Annotated in this window: 15 protein-coding genes; 11 read left to right on the top strand and 4 right to left on the bottom strand. The window is 74.4% G+C overall.

Features of this window, described 5'->3' with window-relative positions; genetic code table 11:
- The first annotated feature begins 7 nt into the window (after positions 1-7).
- The 7 genes from J1M40_RS05770 (at position 8) to J1M40_RS05740 (ending at position 7,671) form a co-directional block, all read left to right on the top strand.
- Positions 8-1,072 carry a thiamine ABC transporter substrate binding subunit gene (locus J1M40_RS05770; RefSeq protein ID WP_070709257.1) on the top strand — a complete coding sequence of 355 codons (1,065 nt, stop codon included), beginning with the start codon at positions 8-10 and terminating at the stop codon, positions 1,070-1,072.
- The gene (locus tag J1M40_RS05765; RefSeq protein WP_102708530.1) at positions 1,072-2,802 is read left to right on the top strand and encodes an iron ABC transporter permease; all 1,731 of its coding nucleotides are present in this window, start codon (positions 1,072-1,074) and stop codon (positions 2,800-2,802) included. The genes J1M40_RS05770 and J1M40_RS05765 overlap by 1 nt, the downstream gene beginning before the upstream one ends.
- Positions 2,803-2,843: 41 nt before the next feature.
- Positions 2,844-3,488 carry an ABC transporter ATP-binding protein gene (locus J1M40_RS05760; RefSeq protein WP_342356886.1) on the top strand — a complete coding sequence of 215 codons (645 nt, stop codon included), beginning with the start codon at positions 2,844-2,846 and terminating at the stop codon, positions 3,486-3,488.
- 10 nt (positions 3,489-3,498) lie between these two features.
- A complete protein-coding gene (locus J1M40_RS05755) occupies positions 3,499-4,014 on the top strand; it encodes a TetR family transcriptional regulator (RefSeq protein ID WP_206450566.1) in 516 nt (171 codons plus the stop codon).
- 212 nt (positions 4,015-4,226) lie between these two features.
- The gene (locus J1M40_RS05750; protein WP_206450565.1) at positions 4,227-5,582 is read left to right on the top strand and encodes an RNase H family protein; all 1,356 of its coding nucleotides are present in this window, start codon (positions 4,227-4,229) and stop codon (positions 5,580-5,582) included.
- A 60-nt stretch (positions 5,583-5,642) separates the two neighbouring features.
- Positions 5,643-7,085: a sodium:alanine symporter family protein gene (locus J1M40_RS05745; RefSeq protein WP_144918915.1), complete on the top strand. Its 1,443-nt coding sequence runs from the start codon at positions 5,643-5,645 to the stop codon at positions 7,083-7,085.
- 190 nt (positions 7,086-7,275) lie between these two features.
- Complete coding sequence (locus J1M40_RS05740) at positions 7,276-7,671, top strand: hypothetical protein (protein WP_049146465.1); 396 nt, start codon at positions 7,276-7,278, stop codon at positions 7,669-7,671.
- Between the two features lie 138 nt (positions 7,672-7,809).
- On the opposite strand, the gene J1M40_RS05735 is transcribed toward J1M40_RS05740, so the two are convergent.
- A complete protein-coding gene (locus J1M40_RS05735; RefSeq protein ID WP_159228198.1) occupies positions 7,810-8,064 on the bottom strand; it encodes a DUF6480 family protein in 255 nt (84 codons plus the stop codon).
- 258 nt (positions 8,065-8,322) lie between these two features.
- On the opposite strand from J1M40_RS05735, the gene J1M40_RS05730 reads away from it, so the two are divergent.
- The 4 genes from J1M40_RS05730 to J1M40_RS05715 are packed head-to-tail and all read left to right on the top strand — an operon-like array spanning position 8,323 to position 13,063.
- Complete coding sequence (locus J1M40_RS05730; RefSeq protein ID WP_206450564.1) at positions 8,323-9,471, top strand: acetyl-CoA C-acetyltransferase; 1,149 nt, start codon at positions 8,323-8,325, stop codon at positions 9,469-9,471.
- 3 nt (positions 9,472-9,474) lie between these two features.
- Entirely contained in the window at positions 9,475-11,079 is a 1,605-nt protein-coding gene (locus J1M40_RS05725; RefSeq protein ID WP_206450571.1) for a fatty acyl-CoA synthetase, read from the top strand.
- Positions 11,076-12,278, top strand: a complete 1,203-nt coding sequence (locus tag J1M40_RS05720; protein ID WP_070709057.1) for an acyl-CoA dehydrogenase family protein — start codon at positions 11,076-11,078, stop codon at positions 12,276-12,278. Before J1M40_RS05725 ends, J1M40_RS05720 begins: the two co-directional genes overlap by 4 nt.
- Positions 12,275-13,063, top strand: coding sequence for an enoyl-CoA hydratase/isomerase family protein (locus J1M40_RS05715; RefSeq protein ID WP_051995329.1), 789 nt, complete (start codon positions 12,275-12,277; stop codon positions 13,061-13,063). The genes J1M40_RS05720 and J1M40_RS05715 overlap by 4 nt, the downstream gene beginning before the upstream one ends.
- Before the next feature lie 205 nt (positions 13,064-13,268).
- Here the strand turns inward: J1M40_RS05715 and J1M40_RS05710 are convergent, their stop codons facing one another.
- The 3 genes from J1M40_RS05710 to J1M40_RS05700 all read right to left on the bottom strand — a co-directional run bounded on the left by J1M40_RS05710 (position 13,269) and on the right by J1M40_RS05700 (position 15,448).
- On the bottom strand, positions 13,269-13,730 hold the full coding sequence (locus tag J1M40_RS05710) for a hypothetical protein (protein WP_206450563.1): 462 nt from the start codon (positions 13,728-13,730) through the stop codon (positions 13,269-13,271).
- A 155-nt stretch (positions 13,731-13,885) separates the two neighbouring features.
- The gene (locus J1M40_RS05705; protein ID WP_141762455.1) at positions 13,886-14,626 is read right to left on the bottom strand and encodes a 4a-hydroxytetrahydrobiopterin dehydratase; all 741 of its coding nucleotides are present in this window, start codon (positions 14,624-14,626) and stop codon (positions 13,886-13,888) included.
- A gap of 612 nt (positions 14,627-15,238) precedes the next feature.
- Complete coding sequence (locus tag J1M40_RS05700) at positions 15,239-15,448, bottom strand: hypothetical protein (protein ID WP_036317562.1); 210 nt, start codon at positions 15,446-15,448, stop codon at positions 15,239-15,241.
- Positions 15,449-15,578: the final 130 nt, after the last annotated feature.

Below are 15,578 nucleotides of genomic sequence, written 5' to 3'. Positions count from 1 at the left end.
AACCGCCATGTCCCGCACCCCGCACCGCGCCCTCGCCGCCCTCTCAGTGGCCGCCCTCGCCCTCACCGGCTGTTCGGTGTCCGGCTCGTCCGGCGACGGGGCGTCGTCGTCCGCCGCCGGCGCCGGCGGCGAGCCGACGACGGTGACGATCATGACGCACGACTCGTTCAACCTGCCCCAGGAGCTCGTCCAGAAGTTCGAGCAGGAGTCCGGCTACACCCTGAAGACGACGGCCCCCGGCGACGCCGGCAGCGTGGTGAACCAGCTCCTGCTGGCCAAGGATGAGCCCACCGTGGACGGCGTCTACGGCGTGGAGGACCACTCGGCGCACCGCCTCGTCCGCGAGGGCGTCGTCGCCGAATACACCCCGCAGGACCTGCCCGCCTCCGCACAGGACCGGATGGTGGAGGACCGCATGACCCCGGTGGACCAGGGCCAGGTGTGCTTCAACACGGATCCGGCATGGTTCGAGGCCCACGACGTCGAGGCCCCCACCTCGATCGACCAGCTCGACGACCCCGAGTACGCGAAGCTGACGGTCGCCACCTCCCCCGTGGCCTCCTCCCCCGGCCTGGCGCTGCTCGCGGCCACCACGGAGAAGTTCGGCGACGACGGCTGGCAGGACTGGTGGCGGGGCCTGATGGAGAACGGCGGCAAGGTCGCCGACAGCTGGTCCGACGCCTACAACTCGGACTTCTCCGGCGGCGAGGGCAAGGGCCAGTTCCCGGTGGTGCTCTCCTACTCCTCCTCCCCCGCGTTCGCCCCCGAGACCGAGGTGATCGAGGACTCCTGCACCCCGCAGGTCGAGTACGCCGGCGTGCTCGAGGGCGCGAAGAACCCCGAGGGCGCGCAGGCGTTCGTGGACTTCATGCTCACCGAGGAGGTCCAGTCCGCCCTGCCCGAGTCGATGTACATGTACCCGATCGACGAGTCGGTGCAGCTGCCCGAGGAGTGGGCGCAGAACGCGCCGCTCGTCGAGGACGCCATCACCCCGGACCCCGCCCGCATCGACGAGCGCCGCGAGGACCTGCTGAAGGAGTGGACCGCCCTGGCCGAGGCCTCCCGGCGCTGATGTCCGCGCTCACCGAGGTCGCGGCCCCCGGCACGGACCTGCCGCGCCGGCGGGCCCGCGGCCGGGGGGACGGGCTCGGCCCGTGGTGGCTGGTGGCCGCCGTCCTGCCGGTCGCCTTCCTGCTCGTCTTCTTCGCGTGGCCCGTGGCGGCCATGCTCTGGCGCGGGATCGGAGGCGACGCCGACGCGTTCACCGGCGCCGTGGACCTCACCGCCTTCGGGGAGACCCTCGCCCGCGAGCGCACGTGGCGCATCCTCGGCCAGACGCTCGGGATGGCCGCCGCCGGCACGGTGGTCTCGGTGGCGCTCGGCCTGCCGACCGCGTTCGTGCTGCACCGGCGTCGCGTCCCGGGGCAGGCCGTGCTCCGCGCCCTCGTGCTCGTGCCGTTCGTGCTGCCCACGGTGGTGGTCGGCGTCGCGTTCCGCGCCCTGCTCGCCCCCGGCGGACCGCTGGGCTTCACCGGGCTGGACCAGACGACCACCGCCGTCGTGCTGGCCATGGTCTTCTTCAACGTGTCCGTGGTGGTGCGCCAGGTGGGCGCGCTGTGGAACGCGCTGGACCCGCGCCAGACCGAGGCCGCCCGCACCCTGGGCGCCTCGCCGTGGCGGGCGTTCCGCACCGTGACGCTGCCCCAGCTCGCCCCGGCGATCGCCGCGAGCGCGGCCCTGGTGTTCCTGTTCTGCGCGTCCGCGTTCGGCATCGTCCAGACGCTCGGCCGGCCCGGCTACGGCACGCTCGAGTCGGAGATCTGGGTGCAGACCTCCGTCTACCTGGACCTGCGGACCGCGGCGGTGTTCTCCGTGCTGCAGTTCGCGGTGGTGCTGGCCGCCGTCGTGGTCTCCGGCGTGACGGCGGCGCGCACCCAGCGGGCGCTGCGCCTGCGGGAGACGCCGCCGGCCCGGCTCACGCGCGCGGACGCGGCCCCGGTGGCCGTGATGCTCGCGGTGGTGGCGCTCGTGGTGGCCCCGATCCTCACGCTCGTGCTGCGCTCCTTCCACACCCGCCACGGCTGGGGGCTGGGCAACTATCGGCTGCTGTCCACGAGCGCGGGCAGCGGGTTCGTGGGCGGGTCGACGCCGGCCCAGGCGCTCGAACAGTCCCTGCGGGTGGCCGTGGACGCCACGCTCGTGACGCTCGTGGTGGCCGTGCCGCTGGCCCTGCTGCTGACCCGGCCCTTCCGCTCACGCGCCGCGCTGGCGGCCCAGCGGGCCCTCGACGGCGCCCTGCTCCTGCCGCTCGGCGTGTCCGCGGTGACCGTGGGCTTCGGCTTCGTCGTGTCCCTGCGGGCCGCGTTCCCGGAGCTGGCGGCCTCGGGCGTGCTCGTGCCGCTGGCCCAGGCGGTGGTGGCGCTGCCGCTCGCGGTGCGGGCGCTCGTGCCCGTGCTCGCGGCGGTGGACCCCCGGCTGCGGGAGGCCGCGCGCACCCTCGGGGCGGGCCCGTGGCGGGTGCTGGCCACCGTGGACGGCCCGTTCCTCGCCCGCGGCGTGGGCGTGGCCGCGGGCTTCGCCTTCGCGGTGTCCCTGGGCGAGTTCGGGGCCACGAGCTTCCTGGCGAGCCCGTCCGCGCCCACCCTGCCGGTGCTGATCGCCCGGCTGCTGGGCCGGCCGGGCGCGGACAACTACGGGATGGCGCTCGCGGCGGCCACGGTGCTGGCCGTGCTGAGCGCCGGGATCATGCTGGTGTGCGAGCGGCTGCGCCCCCGGGGCCCGGCCGGGGCGGGAGGTCTGTGATGACGCCGACGACGACGGGGGCCTCCCTCCGGCTCCGGGACGTGGCGATCCGCTACCCGGACGGCTCCACCCCCGTGCGGGGGACGGACCTGGACGTGGCCGCCGGGGAGATCGTGGCGCTCGTGGGCGCCTCCGGCTCGGGCAAGTCCACGATCCTGCGCGGGATCGCCGGGCTCGAGGACGTCGTGGCGGGCACGGTGGAGCTCGACGGGCGGGACGTGGCCGCGGTGCCGACGCACCGCCGGGGCGTGGGGATGGTGTTCCAGGACGGGCAGCTGTTCCCGCACCGGACCGTGGGCCGGAACGTGGCGTACGGCCTCGAGTCCGCCGGCTGGGACCGGGCCCGGCGGCGGGCGCGCGTGGCCGAGCTGCTGGACCTGGTGGGCCTGACCGAGCTCACGGACCGGCCTGTGCAGCGGCTCTCCGGCGGGCAGGCCCAGCGCGTGGCGCTGGCCCGGTCGCTGGCCCCGGCCCCGCGGGTGCTCCTGCTGGACGAGCCGCTGTCCGCGCTCGACGCGGACCTGCGCCGGCGCCTGGCCGAGGACATCCGGGCGGTGCTGCGGGCGGCGGGGACGACCGGCGTCGTCGTCACCCACGACCTCGCGGAGGCCGCCGTGATGGCCGACCGCACCGTGCGCCTCGGCGCGGGGGGACGCATCGCGGCGGAGGAGGACGGCCGGCGGTAGCCTCTCAGGCATGACCCCGCCCGCACCGCCCGCACCCCGCCCCCGGCTGACCGCCCAGGACGTGGTGGACGCGGCCGTCGGGATCCTGCAGGACTTCGGCATGGGCGACCTGTCCATGCGGCGCGTGGCCGGGGTGCTGGGCGTGCAGGCCTCCGCGCTGTACTGGCACGTGCCGGACAAGCAGTCGCTGCTGGCGCGGGTGGCGGACCGGATCGTCGCCGAGGCGGAGGAGACCGTGCGCGCCCGCCGCGTCACGGACCTGGCGGGCTGCGCCGAGGCCGCGGAGGCCGCCCTGCTGCGGCACCGGGACGGGGCGGACGTGGTGCTCTCCGCCCTCGCGCTCGGGCTGGGCGGTCTCGGCCTGCACCGTCTGCTCACCGAGGCGGCGGACACCCCGGAGGACGGGGAGCGGGCCCTGGCGCTGCTGCTGGGCACCGTGTCCCTGCGGCAGCAGCGCGCGCAGGCGCAGGCGCTCGGCGTGCCGACCGGCCCGGACGTGCAGCGGCACCGCACGGACCCGCTCTGAGCCCCCGTCCGGCGCCGCCGCGCGGGAGGCCGAGGAGAGGAGACCTGCCTCCTCACAGGTGCGCTCGGTAAGGTCGCCCAGAGCAGAACAGGTCGGGACGGGTCGTCCCCTTCGTCCACGGCGATCCCGCCCGACCGCCGCAGGACCAGCATGGCCCGCCGGACCCGGCTCACAGTTCCGGCGCGGTCCCCTTCGACACAGCCGGCGAAGCCATGGGAGCACGGATCAACCACCCGCGGACGGTCGTGGACCGGACGCTGCATCACGACGTCGAGCCCGCACACCCCGCGGCGCTCGTCGACGTGGGCTGGGACTTCCGTGGCCCGGGCGCCAAGGCGGAGGAGCAGCACCGCCCGCTGCGCGTGGTCCGTGCCCGCCGGCCTCGGGGCACCCCGCGGGACCGGAACGGCGTCGACCTCACGCGCACCGGCCCCGTCGTGCCCCGTCCCTCCCCGCCGCGCACCCGGATCCGCCGGGACGGCGTCCGCGTGGTGGCCAGCCCGCTGGCCATGCTGCCCGGCGTGGACCACGGCCCCGCCCTCCGCCTGGACCTGCATCCGACGACGGGGGGCATCGTCTACGTGGCCCGCGAGCTCGAGCTGCGCGAGCTCGGCGACGACGTCCGCGGCCACGTCTACACCGGGATGGTCGGCACGGCGCATCTGAGCGCCTTCTGGTCCACCGTCACCGTCGACCTGCCGCCAGAGCGCCCGGTGATCGTGCGGCTGCGCTCGGACCGGGACGCCGAGCTGCTCTCTCTGCTCGAGGTCCTCGCCCCCGTGGACACGCGCGTGGTCTCCTACCGGCTCGACGAGTCCCCCGTGGGCACGCAGCGCTCCAGCTACCTGCTGCCGGACGTGGACCCGGAGACGGTCGCCCAGACGGGCGCGGCCCGGATCCCGCTCGAGGCCATCGAGGCCGCCCAGGAGGAGGAGGACGCGCTGCGCCGCTCCTCCGGCGTCTTCCTCTCCCGCCGCCGCACGGACCGCTTCCTGCGCCGCAACCTGCCCGGGGTGACCCACAGCCTCACGTTCGCGGACGAGGCGGACGTGACGGACGTGTACGTGGACGGCTCCGTGCTGCGCGGCTCCCGCATCGGCGGGGCGGCCGCCGTCGCCGGGCCGAGCATGTGGGCCGTGCAGGCCGTGGCCGGGGCCACGATGCCGCTCGAGGTGGAACTCGAGGCGCTCGTGCTGGGGCACGTGATCTGCGCGTGGGCGGGCACCCCCGGCGGCCGGGTCACCATCCACTCGGACTCGCGCGCCGCGCTGGCCCTGCTCAACGCCGCCCGCCGCGAGCGGCTCACCCTCGGCGGCGCCCGGGGCGAGCGCATCCGCCGCACCCTGCGGCGCCTGCTGGCCGCCGTCGACCTGGCGCAGGCCGCGGACGTCCAGGTGGACACCACGTGGGTCAAGGGCCACGTGGGGGTGCACGGCAACGAACTGGCCGACGACCTCGCCCGGGCCGCCGCCCGCCACGCCAGCGTCGGCACCCCCGAGGGGGACCTGCCCGAGCGGATGGGGCAGCTGATCCAGCTCCGCGTCGAGGACGACGCCGCCGCCGGTTGACCCCGGCCCCGATTCCGCGTCCTCCGCCCCAGCCTCTAGGGTGGGGCTGTGGAAGCGACAGTGGAACAGATCACAGCGGCCGTCACGGCCTTCAACGACAAGTACTGGTACGTCGTGATGGCGCTGCTCTTCGTGGCCGGGGTGTGGTTCACCATCCGGACCGTGGGCGTGCAGGTGCGCATGCTCCCGGAGATGCTGCGGTCGGTGACGGCCAAGTCCCAGACCGGGTTCGAGAACGACGGCGTGAGTCCGTTCCGCGCCTTCACCATCTCGGCGGCCTCGCGCGTGGGCACCGGCAACGTGGCCGGCGTGGCGATCGCGATCGTGATCGGCGGCCCGGGCGCCGTGTTCTGGATGTGGCTGCTGGCGATCATCGGCGGCGCCACCGCGTTCGTCGAGTCCACGCTGGCCCAGCTGTACAAGCAGAAGGGCGCGGACGGCTACTTCGGCGGGCCCGCGTACTACATCCGCGACGGTCTGGGCGCGAAGTGGCTGGCGGCCGTGTTCGCCGTCGCCATCACCGTGACCTACGGCTTCGTGTTCAACGCCGTGCAGTCCAACTCGATCTCCGAGTCCGTGCAGGCCAACTGGGGCGCGTCCTCCACCACCGCGTGGATCGTGGGCCTGGGCCTGGCCGCCCTCACCGGCCTCGTGATCTTCGGCGGCGTGCGCCGGCTCTCGGCCGTGACCAACGTGCTGGTCCCCGTGATGGCCACGTTCTACATCTTCCTGGCCCTGATCGTGATGGTCGTCAACATCACCGAGGTCCCGGGCATGATCGCGCTGATCGTGGGCCACGCGTTCGGCCTGCGCGAGGTCGCGGGCGCCGCCGTCGGCATGACGATGGTGATGCAGGGCGTGCGCCGCGGCATGTTCTCCAACGAGGCCGGCATGGGCTCCGCCCCGAACGCCGCCGCCACCGCGGCCGTCTCCCACCCGGCCAAGCAGGGCTTCGTGCAGTCCCTGGGCGTCTACTTCGACACCCTGATCGTGTGCTCGGCCACCGCGTTCGTCATCCTGCTCTCCAACCCGGCCTACGGACGCGGGGAGGCGCTCGGCATGCAGGTGACCCAGGGTGCGCTCCAGCAGGCCGTGGGCGCGTGGGCCGGCCCGGCGCTGACCGTCATCATCTTCTTCCTGGCCTGGTCCTCCGTGCTGGGCAACACCTACTACGGTGAGGCCAACATCCGGTACCTGGCCGGCCGCCACGCGGGTCGGGCCATCAGCGTGTTCCGCGTGCTCGTGCTGGTGTGCGTGGTCGGCGGCGCGCTCGGCTCCGTGGCGCTGGTGTGGAACCTCGCGGACACGTTCGCGGCCCTCATGGCGACCATCAACCTCGTGGCGATCATCCCGCTGGGCGGGCTGGCCGTGAAGCTGCTCCGGGACTACGAGCGCAAGCTCAAGGCGGGCATGGATCCGGGCTTCCACCTCTCCGACCTGCCCGAGGCGCGGAACGTGGCCCTCTGGCGGGACGAGCCGAAGACCTCCCCGCTCCAGGACTGACGCCCCCGCCCGCGCGTTTCGAGGCGGGATATCGACCCCATCCGGCTGCCGCGGGCGGCCGTGGGGTGGATATCCCGCCTCGATGCATGAGGAGGCGCGGTCTGGACACCGTGCGGGGGTCGGCGCCTAGGTTGAGGCGCACCCGACCGGCCACGCACGAGTGGCCGGCACGACGTCCGAGGAGGACACCATGGGCATCCTCTCCAGCCTCACCCGCACTCTCGGCGGCGGTGGCCGCCGCTCCAGCCGACCCACCATCGGTGCGCACATCGGCCGGTCCCCCGGCTTCGGCCGGCAGGCCCGCTCTCAGGGACGCCGGTCCAGCGGCCTGGGCGGTGCCCTCCTGGGCACGCTCGGCGGTCTGGCGCTGCGTGAGCTCTCGCGCCGCGGCGCCGGAAGCACGACGCGCGGGCGCAGCTCCGGTGCGTACCGCGGCGGCTTCGGACCCTCGGCCCGGTCCACGGGCGGCCTCGGCACCGGCCTGCTGGGCGGGCTGCTCGGCGGGGCCCTCGCCTCCCGCGGCCGGTCCGGTGCCGCCGGCCGACGCACGGCGGGTGGCCGCCGGACCGTGGGCGGCGGCTTCTGACCGCTGCGCGGGCGCGGAGTCGCCGCTGAACGGCATCACCGCGGAGCGGACACGACCACGGGGCGGGCACCGACGGATCGGTGCCCGCCCCGTGGTCGCGATGGGCCGGTGGCGTGCTCGAGGCGTCTGCGCCGCGGCTCAGCCGAGGCCGGCGACGCGGCCCAGGATGAACACCAGGACGCCGATGACCACGAGGGCGATGATCAGCCCGAGCACGATCTTGCCGGCCGAGCGCTCGCCGGTCTGCTCCACGTCCATGCCCGGGTTGTGCGGGCCGACGCCTGCACCCTCGGCGGGGGGCGTGTCGCCGTCGAACGCGACGCCGGAGGTCTCGTCCGTCGCCTCGCGTGCGCGCCGGGCGTCCTGGGGGTCGGGGGTGTGCGGGGTGGTCATGGCCGGTTCCTCTCGTCTCGGCGGCACGGGTGCATGCCGCTGGTCCTTACGCTAGGCCCGGGGCAGGGGGTCCTGACCAGGGTATGGCGACGCCCGCCCCAGCGCTTTCGTAGCCGAAACGGCGCGCCCCGAGCCGCTTTCGTTGACGAAACGGCGCTCCTCCACGCCGCCGCGACGGATCCCGTCACACTCTTGATCGTTGGACGTCCAAGCAATAGCATGATCGGCGTCACGTCCCCGCCGTCCGGAGGAGCCCCCATGCCCGAGGCCTACATCATCGACGCCGTCCGCACCCCCGTGGGTCGCCGAGGGAAGGGGCTCGCCGGTGTGCATCCCCTCGACCTGGCGGCCGCGCCGTTGCGCGAGCTCGTCGGCCGCCAGGACATCGACTCAGCCGAATACGACGAGGTCATCCTCGGCTGCATCGACCAGCTCGGCCCGCAGGCCATGGACGTGGCGCGCAACGCCTGGCTCGCGGCCGGGCTCTCCGAGGACGTCCCCGGCACCACGGTCGAACGCCAGTGCGGCTCCGGCCAGCAGGCGGTCCACTACGCCGCGCAGGCCGTCATGAGCGGGACGGCGGACCTCGTCGTCGCCGGTGGCGTCCAGTCCATGAGCGCGATCCCGCTCTCCCGGTCCAACACGGCCGCCCGCGATCTCGGCTTCCCCGACCCGTTCACCGGCTCCGAGTCCTGGGCCGCCCGCTACGGGAGCGAGGAGATCTCCCAGTTCCGCGGGGCCGAGATGATGGCCCGGCACTGGAACCTGGACCGTGACGCCCTGGAGGAGTTCGCGGTGCGCTCCCACGAGCGTGCGCTCGCCGCGCAGACCGACGGTCGCTTCGACCGCGAGATCCTACCCCTCGCCGGCCTCACCGCGGACGAGGGCCCCCGCACCCCGGACGCCACGAAGATCGCCTCGCTCGACCCGATCGTCCCCGGCGGGCTGCACACCGCGGCCACCGCGTCCCAGATGTCCGACGGCGCGGCCGCCCTCCTGCTCGCCTCCGAGGAGGCCGTGCACCGCCACGGTCTCACCCCGCGAGCCCGCATCCACCACATCTCCGCCCGCGGCGCCGACCCCGTGATGATGCTCTCCGCCCCGATCCCGGCGACGGCGTACGCGCTCGACCGCATGGGCCTGACCATCGACGACATGGACCTCGTGGAGATCAACGAGGCGTTCGCCGCCGTCGTGCTGGCCTGGCTGACCGAGACCGGCGCGGACCCGGCGAAGGTCAACGTCAACGGCGGGGCGATCGCCCTGGGCCACCCCATCGGCGCCACCGGCGCCCGGCTGATGACCTCCCTGCTGCACGAGCTCGAGCGCAGCGGCGGCCGCTACGGCCTGCAGACCATGTGCGAGGGCGGCGGCCAGGCCAACGTCACCGTGATCGAACGTCTCTGACCCATCCCCCGGAGGTTCCCATGCCCGGCCAGATCACCCGCCGCCCACCTCTCCCCCGCCCCGGAGGACACGATCGGCCGCGTGTTCGCACGCGCGGTCGCCCGCTCCCCGCAGGCCGTCGCCCTGCGCTTCGAGGACCGCGACTGGACCTACGCCCAGCTCCGGGACGGAGCGCACCGCGTGGCCCGCCGTCTCCAGGACACCGGCCTGCCGGCCGGCACCCGGGTGGCCGCCTACGCCACCAACTCGGACGCCTACGCACTGCTCTTCCTGGCCTGCATCACGGCCGGCTACGTGCACGTGCCCGTGAACTTCGCGCTCAAGGGCGGCGAGCTCGCGCACGCCCTCGAGGACTCCGGCGCGGAGCTGCTCGTGGCCGACGCCGGCATGCTCGAGCGCGTCGACCAGGTCCGGGCCGAGGGCCGCGCGTCGGCTCTGCGGCACGTGTGGACCATGCTCCCCGCGGGCCACGCCGAGCCCTCCGTGCTTCAGACCGCCCGGGACGAGACGCTGGACGCCGCCGCCCCGGAGGCGGAGGTGTCGGCCACCGACCTGGCCCAACTGCTCTACACCTCCGGCACCACCTCCACCCCCAAGGGCGCCATGATGTCCCACCGGGCGCTCGTGGCGGAGTACCTCTCCTCGATCATCGCGTTGGACTTCACGGCCGAGGACCGCCCCCTCGTGGCCATGCCGCTGTACCACTCGGCCGCGATGCACGTGTTCCTGCTCCCCTACCTGAGCCTCGGCGCCACGGTGCGCCTGCTGCCCGCCCCGGACATCCCCCGGATGCTCGAGCTCGTGGAGACCGAGCACATCGGCTCCCTGTTCCTGGCTCCTACGGTCTGGGTGCCGCTGGCGAACCACCCGGACCTGGCCACGCGCGACCTCTCCTCGCTGCGCAAGGCCCAGTACGGCGCCTCGATCATGCCGGTGACCGTGCTGCAGCGCCTGCGCCAGAGCCAGCCGGGCATCGGCTTCTACAACTGCTTCGGCCAGTCCGAGCTGGGCCCGCTGTGCACCGTACTGCGCCCCGAGGAGCACGACGCGCGGCCGGCCTCGTGCGGCCGCCCCGTGTTCCACGTGGAGGCGCGGGTGATGACGGCCGACGGCGCCCCCGCCGCGCCCGGAGAGCCCGGTGAGATCCAGTACCGCTCGCCGCAGCTGCTCTCCGGCTACTGGAACCGCCCGGATGCCACCGCGGACGCCTTCACCGACGACGGCTGGTTCCGCTCCGGTGACCAGGTCACCCAGGACGCGGCCGGCTACATCCAGGTGGTGGACCGCATCAAGGACGTCATCAACACGGGCGGCGTGCTGGTCGCGCCGCGCGAGGTCGAGGACGCGATCTACGAGCTCGACGAGGTGGCCGAGGTCGCCGTCATCGGCCTGCCGGACGAGCGCTGGATCGAGGCGGTGACCGCCGTCGTCGTGCTCAAGGAGGGCGCCGAGCTGACCGCGGAGACCGTGCGCACCCACGTGAAGGAACGCCTGGCGGACTTCAAGGTGCCCAAGCGCGTGGACTTCGTGGCGGAGTTGCCGCGGAACCAGTCGGGCAAGCTCCTCAAGCGCGCGCTGCGCGCCGAGCGGACGCAGGAGGCCCGGTGACGCGCACGCAGAAGCCGACCTACGACGTCGTCACGCCCCTGGACGTCGACTACCTGGACGCGTTCGGGGAGGCGACGGAGCAGGACCGCGCGCACTGGGACCGCGCCCGCGCCTACGGCCGGGAGGTGCTCGAGCGGATCGACGGGCACTGGGACCGGGCGGAGTACCCGTTGGACCTGGTGGCGCGGGCGGGCGAACTGGACCTGCTCACCGATGGACTGGAGGTGCCGGGGCACGCGGTGATGTCCCCGTTGGCGGCGGGCCTGGTGGCGATGGAGATCTCCCGGGCGGACGGGTCGATGGCGGCCGCGGCGGCGGTGCAGGGCGGGCTCGTGCTGCGCGCCCTGGTGCACTGCGCGAGCCCGGAGCAGAAGGAGCGGTACCTCGAGCCGGTGGCGCGCGGCACGCTGCCGGGCGGGTTCGCGCTCACGGAGCCGCTGCACGGCTCGGACTCGGTGTCCCTCGAGACGTCCGCGCGGCCCGACGGCGCCGGCGGCTGGGTGCTGAACGGCGCCAAGAAGTGGATAGGCAACGGGGCTGCCGGGGGCATCACGATCGTGTGGGCGCGCGACACCGAGGACGGCCAGGTCAAGGGCTTCGTGGTGGAGCAGTCCACGCCCGGCTACGAGGCCGAGGTGATCACGGGCAAGGGCGCGCTGCGGGCGATCCACCAGGCCGAGATCTCGCTGACTGACGTACGAGTCGGCGACGACGCGCGGCTGCCGGGCGTGGCGACGTTCAAGGACGCCGCGCGCGTGCTGGTGGCCACCCGCGTGAACGTGGGCTGGTCCGCGCTGGGTCACGCGACCGCCATGTTCGAGGCTGCGCTGGCCTACGCCCGGCAGCGCGAGCAGTTCGGCAAGCCGCTGGGAGCGCACCAGATGGTGCAGGAACGGCTCGCGCAGATGCTGGACGAGGTGACCGCGATGCAGACCCGCTGCGTGGCCGTAGCCCGCCTGCAGGCGGCCGGGCAGCTGCGTGACGAGCAGGCCTCCCTGCTGAAGTACGCCTGCACCCGGGGCGCGCGGCGGGTGGCGCAGATCGCCCGGGACATGCTCGGCGGCAACGGCATCCTCCTGGAACACCGGGTGATGCGGCACTTCGCCGACGTCGAGGCGCTGCACACCTACGAGGGCACCGAGTCCGTGCAGGCGTTGATCCTCGGCCGGGACCTGACCGGGATGAGCGCGTTCGCGTGAGCGTCGACGGCGGCGCCGCGGACGTGGCAACGGTGCGGGTGGAGGCCCGTCCCGGCGTCGTGCGCCTGACCCTGGACCGCCCCGCGCAGGGCAACGCGCTGAGCCTGGCGATGGCGCGAGAGCTGACCGCGGCGGTGCGGGCGGCCGAGGCGGACCCGGACGTGCACGTGCTGACCCTCACCGGTGCCAGCCGGTTCTTCTGCGGCGGCGGAGACGTGGCGGCGATGGGGGCGGCGAGCCCCGCGGAGCGCCCCGCGGTGCTGCGCGAGCTCGCGGATGCGGCGAGCGAGGTGGCCCTGGCCCTTGTGCGCTCCCGGCTGCTGGTGGTGGCCGGCGTGAACGGCACGGCGGCCGGGGCCGGGCTGGGGCTGGTGCTCAACGCGGACGTGGTGCTCGTGCGGGACGACGCCCTGCTGCTGGCGGCCTACGCGGGGATCGGGCTGGTGCCGGACACGGGGGTCTCCTGGTGGCTGCCGCGGGCCGTGGGGCCGGTGCGGGCTGCGGAGCTCACTCTGCGGGGCCGCCGCCTGACCGGGGCCGAGGCCGTGGAGTGGGGTGTGGCCTCCGAGGCCGTGAGCGGTGACGAGTTCGAGGCGCGGCTGGCCGCGCTCGAGGACGAGCTCGCCGCCGGCGCGGTGCACGCCTACGGGCCGACGAAGGCGCTGCTGCGCGGCCCGGAGATCGTCGGGTACGCCGAGCACCTGGACCGGGAGACCGCGGCGATCAGCGCCGCCAGCGGCCACCCGGAGGCGGTGCGCCGGGTGGATGCGTTCCTGCGGCGGTGAGAGGGCGCCCTGATCGAGGACCTCCGCGCGGGGCAGGGCTGGTCCCCGTGGCGGGACGCCGACCCGGACATGACGCAGGCCTCCTCCGGCCCCGAGCGGGCGTCGGCCGGGACTTCGAGAAGGGCCTGGGCCGGCTCGCGGCGGCGGCCGAGCGGGACTAAGCGAGCCGGGACCGGGGACGCGGCGTCGGCGTCGGCGTCTCCCGTCAGGCCCCGGTGAAGCGCGAGAGCCAGGCGAAGCGGCCGCGGGTGCGGTGCGCGTACAGGGCGAACGCCACGATCAGGGCCCCGAGCGTGCCGACGATCATGTCCGTCATGGTGTCCGTGTTGCCCTTCTGCGTCTGCGCGCCGAGCGCCTGGTCGGCGGTGAACTCGGCGATCTCCCACGCCAGGGCCACGAGCGAGTGCAGGGCCATCACGAGGAGCGCCTCGAGCCCGGGCGGCAGGACCAGCCCACGGCGCGCGGCCGCGATGCCCAGCAGGAAGACGCACCCGAGCGCGATCGGCACGCCGGAGTAGAAGTGCACGAGGGCATCCCACCACGGCCAGGCGTCGTAGCCGCCGAGCGCGGCACCCACCCACGGTGCGACGAGCAGCAGGGCCGCGTACATCGCATGCAGCGCGGTGGGCAGGCGGACCCGGTGGGCGCGTTCGAGGGCGATCGGCACGGGGACCACCGTGACGATCTGCAGGCTGAGGCCGGCCGCCTCGCGGTGTCCCTGGGCGGCGAGGACGGCGGCTCCAGCCAGGAGGACGACGGCCGCGAGGATCAGGGGCGAGCGCCGGACGAGGGCCCGCTGGCGGGAGCGTCATGGCGGGGGGCTCAGGCGGACGGGGGGACGGCATCGGGCACCAGCTCGTAGACGAAGGCGGGGCGGACGGCGTCGTCGTCCTCCAGGGCGACGACGGCGGGCACCCGCCGGTAGCCGGCGCCCTCGAAGGCGTCGAGGCGGTCCCAGTGGTCCGGGAGGTCGGCGGACACGAGCACCTGGGCGGGGACGTCGGTGGTCGCGTGCGCGGGCGCGGTGCCGGCGAGGACGATCCCCGGGTAGCCGGTGGCCGCATCGGTGCCGCTGGCGTGGAACGTGCCGCGGAGGGTGCCGGGGATCCAGGTGCCGCGCACACCGTCCATGACGTGCGCGTTCGAGCGGCCGGGCGCCAGGGTGCCGTACGCGGCGAGGGCGTGGGGGGCGAGGACCTCGCTGGCGAGGCGGGCGACGGTGCGGGCCAGGCGGACGTCGCGGGAGGTGAGGGCGCGGACGTCGTGGCTGTGCATGCCCACGGTGAGCCGGCCGTAGGAGACGGTCAGGTCCGGGTGGTGGTCGGCGGCCTCGGCGGCCTCCCCGATCCGGTTCGCCAGGGCGAGGGCGGTGGCGAAGTCGCCGGTGGCGTAGGTGACGGCGAGCTCGGGTGGGGTGGTGTCGGCGGGTGTCGACGACGGCGTGACGCGCCAACCCCCGAGCTCTGGCACCCCCGTGAGGGCCACAGCAAGCTCGGCTGGGTCGATCGCGGTGTGAGGTGGGAGGGCGGCGAGATGCTCGAGGCGGTTGAGAGCGGACGTCATGGGGCCATGATGCCCGGTGGCGTCCGGCGGCGGAGACGGCGGCCCGGCGTCGTTCGGCACGGTCAGACGCCCAACCCCGGATCCGGCGGGGTGCCGTAGGTGCGCAGGGCCGCCCCGTAGGGCAGCGGGAGCCGTGGCCCTGTGCCCAGCTGACGAGGACCTCGATGGTCTCGGCGGCGGTGAGCTCCTGCAGGGGCTGGACGAGGTCCTGGGGATCGTTGGCGGCCTCGTCCGCGCCCCGGCCCCGGCCGATCCGCCAGTTGTAGGCCCCGAGCCCCTCGAACCGCTTGGCAATCTCGACCATGAACAGGCCGTCGCCGAGCAGCATGATCTGCGCGTACCGGGTGGGCGGCTCGTCCTCGGGGATCAGCTTGTCCCGCGGGTCGGTGAGGGCGTGCACCAGGTCCGCGATCTGGGACGTGCTCTCCAGCCGGTGCCAGCCCGGGTCCTCCTCGCCGCGGACGGTGGCGGTCCACCAGAGGTCGGTCGCGGGGGCGGGTGAGGCCATCCACTCCACAGCTTCGCGGGGCGGCTCGACGAGCTCGACGGCGCCGGGGGCGCGGTGTGTGGCGAGGCCGCGAGCGTCGTCGGCGGTGATGCTGCCGGGCGCGCTCATCGGAACATCCGCAGGACGTCGCCGAGGCCGAACGTGGTGCGCTTGTAGACCGCGTTGCGGGCGGCGCGCTTCGGATCGCGCAGCCAGCCCATCCCCTTGCGGCCGTAGCCGGGGATGACCTGGCGCTTGATCGCGCGCGTGGCGCGGCCCGTGGTGCGGGCCCTGAGGGACTTCGTGAGGGAGGGTGTGCGGAAACCGATCTTCATGGTTGTAAGCGGCCATGAAAAGCTGCCCATAGGTGGCCAGGGAATGACCCGCTGACGGCCATGAGGACTGCCCAGTGATGGCCACGGGAACTGCCCGGTGCTGGCCATCTGGTTTGCCCGCGTTGCTCGT

Source organism: Micrococcus sp. KRD026 (assembly GCF_017168445.1).
Taxonomy (GTDB): Bacteria; Actinomycetota; Actinomycetes; order Actinomycetales; family Micrococcaceae; genus Micrococcus; species Micrococcus luteus.
The sequence above is the reverse complement of the archived record's forward strand: the minus strand, read 5'-3'. Positions and strand labels throughout refer to the sequence as shown.

Coding starts and splice junctions, on each gene's coding strand:
- J1M40_RS05770 (WP_070709257.1), top strand. CDS start 8: ATGTCCCGCACCCCGCACCGCGCCCTCGCCGCCCTCTCAGTGGCCGCC.
- J1M40_RS05765 (WP_102708530.1), top strand. CDS start 1,072: ATGTCCGCGCTCACCGAGGTCGCGGCCCCCGGCACGGACCTGCCGCGC.
- J1M40_RS05755 (WP_206450566.1), top strand. CDS start 3,499: ATGACCCCGCCCGCACCGCCCGCACCCCGCCCCCGGCTGACCGCCCAG.
- J1M40_RS05750 (WP_206450565.1), top strand. CDS start 4,227: ATGGGAGCACGGATCAACCACCCGCGGACGGTCGTGGACCGGACGCTG.
- J1M40_RS05740 (WP_049146465.1), top strand. CDS start 7,276: ATGGGCATCCTCTCCAGCCTCACCCGCACTCTCGGCGGCGGTGGCCGC.
- J1M40_RS05735 (WP_159228198.1), bottom strand. CDS start 8,064: ATGACCACCCCGCACACCCCCGACCCCCAGGACGCCCGGCGCGCACGC.
- J1M40_RS05730 (WP_206450564.1), top strand. CDS start 8,323: ATGCCCGAGGCCTACATCATCGACGCCGTCCGCACCCCCGTGGGTCGC.
- J1M40_RS05705 (WP_141762455.1), bottom strand. CDS start 14,626: ATGACGTCCGCTCTCAACCGCCTCGAGCATCTCGCCGCCCTCCCACCT.
- J1M40_RS05700 (WP_036317562.1), bottom strand. CDS start 15,448: ATGAAGATCGGTTTCCGCACACCCTCCCTCACGAAGTCCCTCAGGGCC.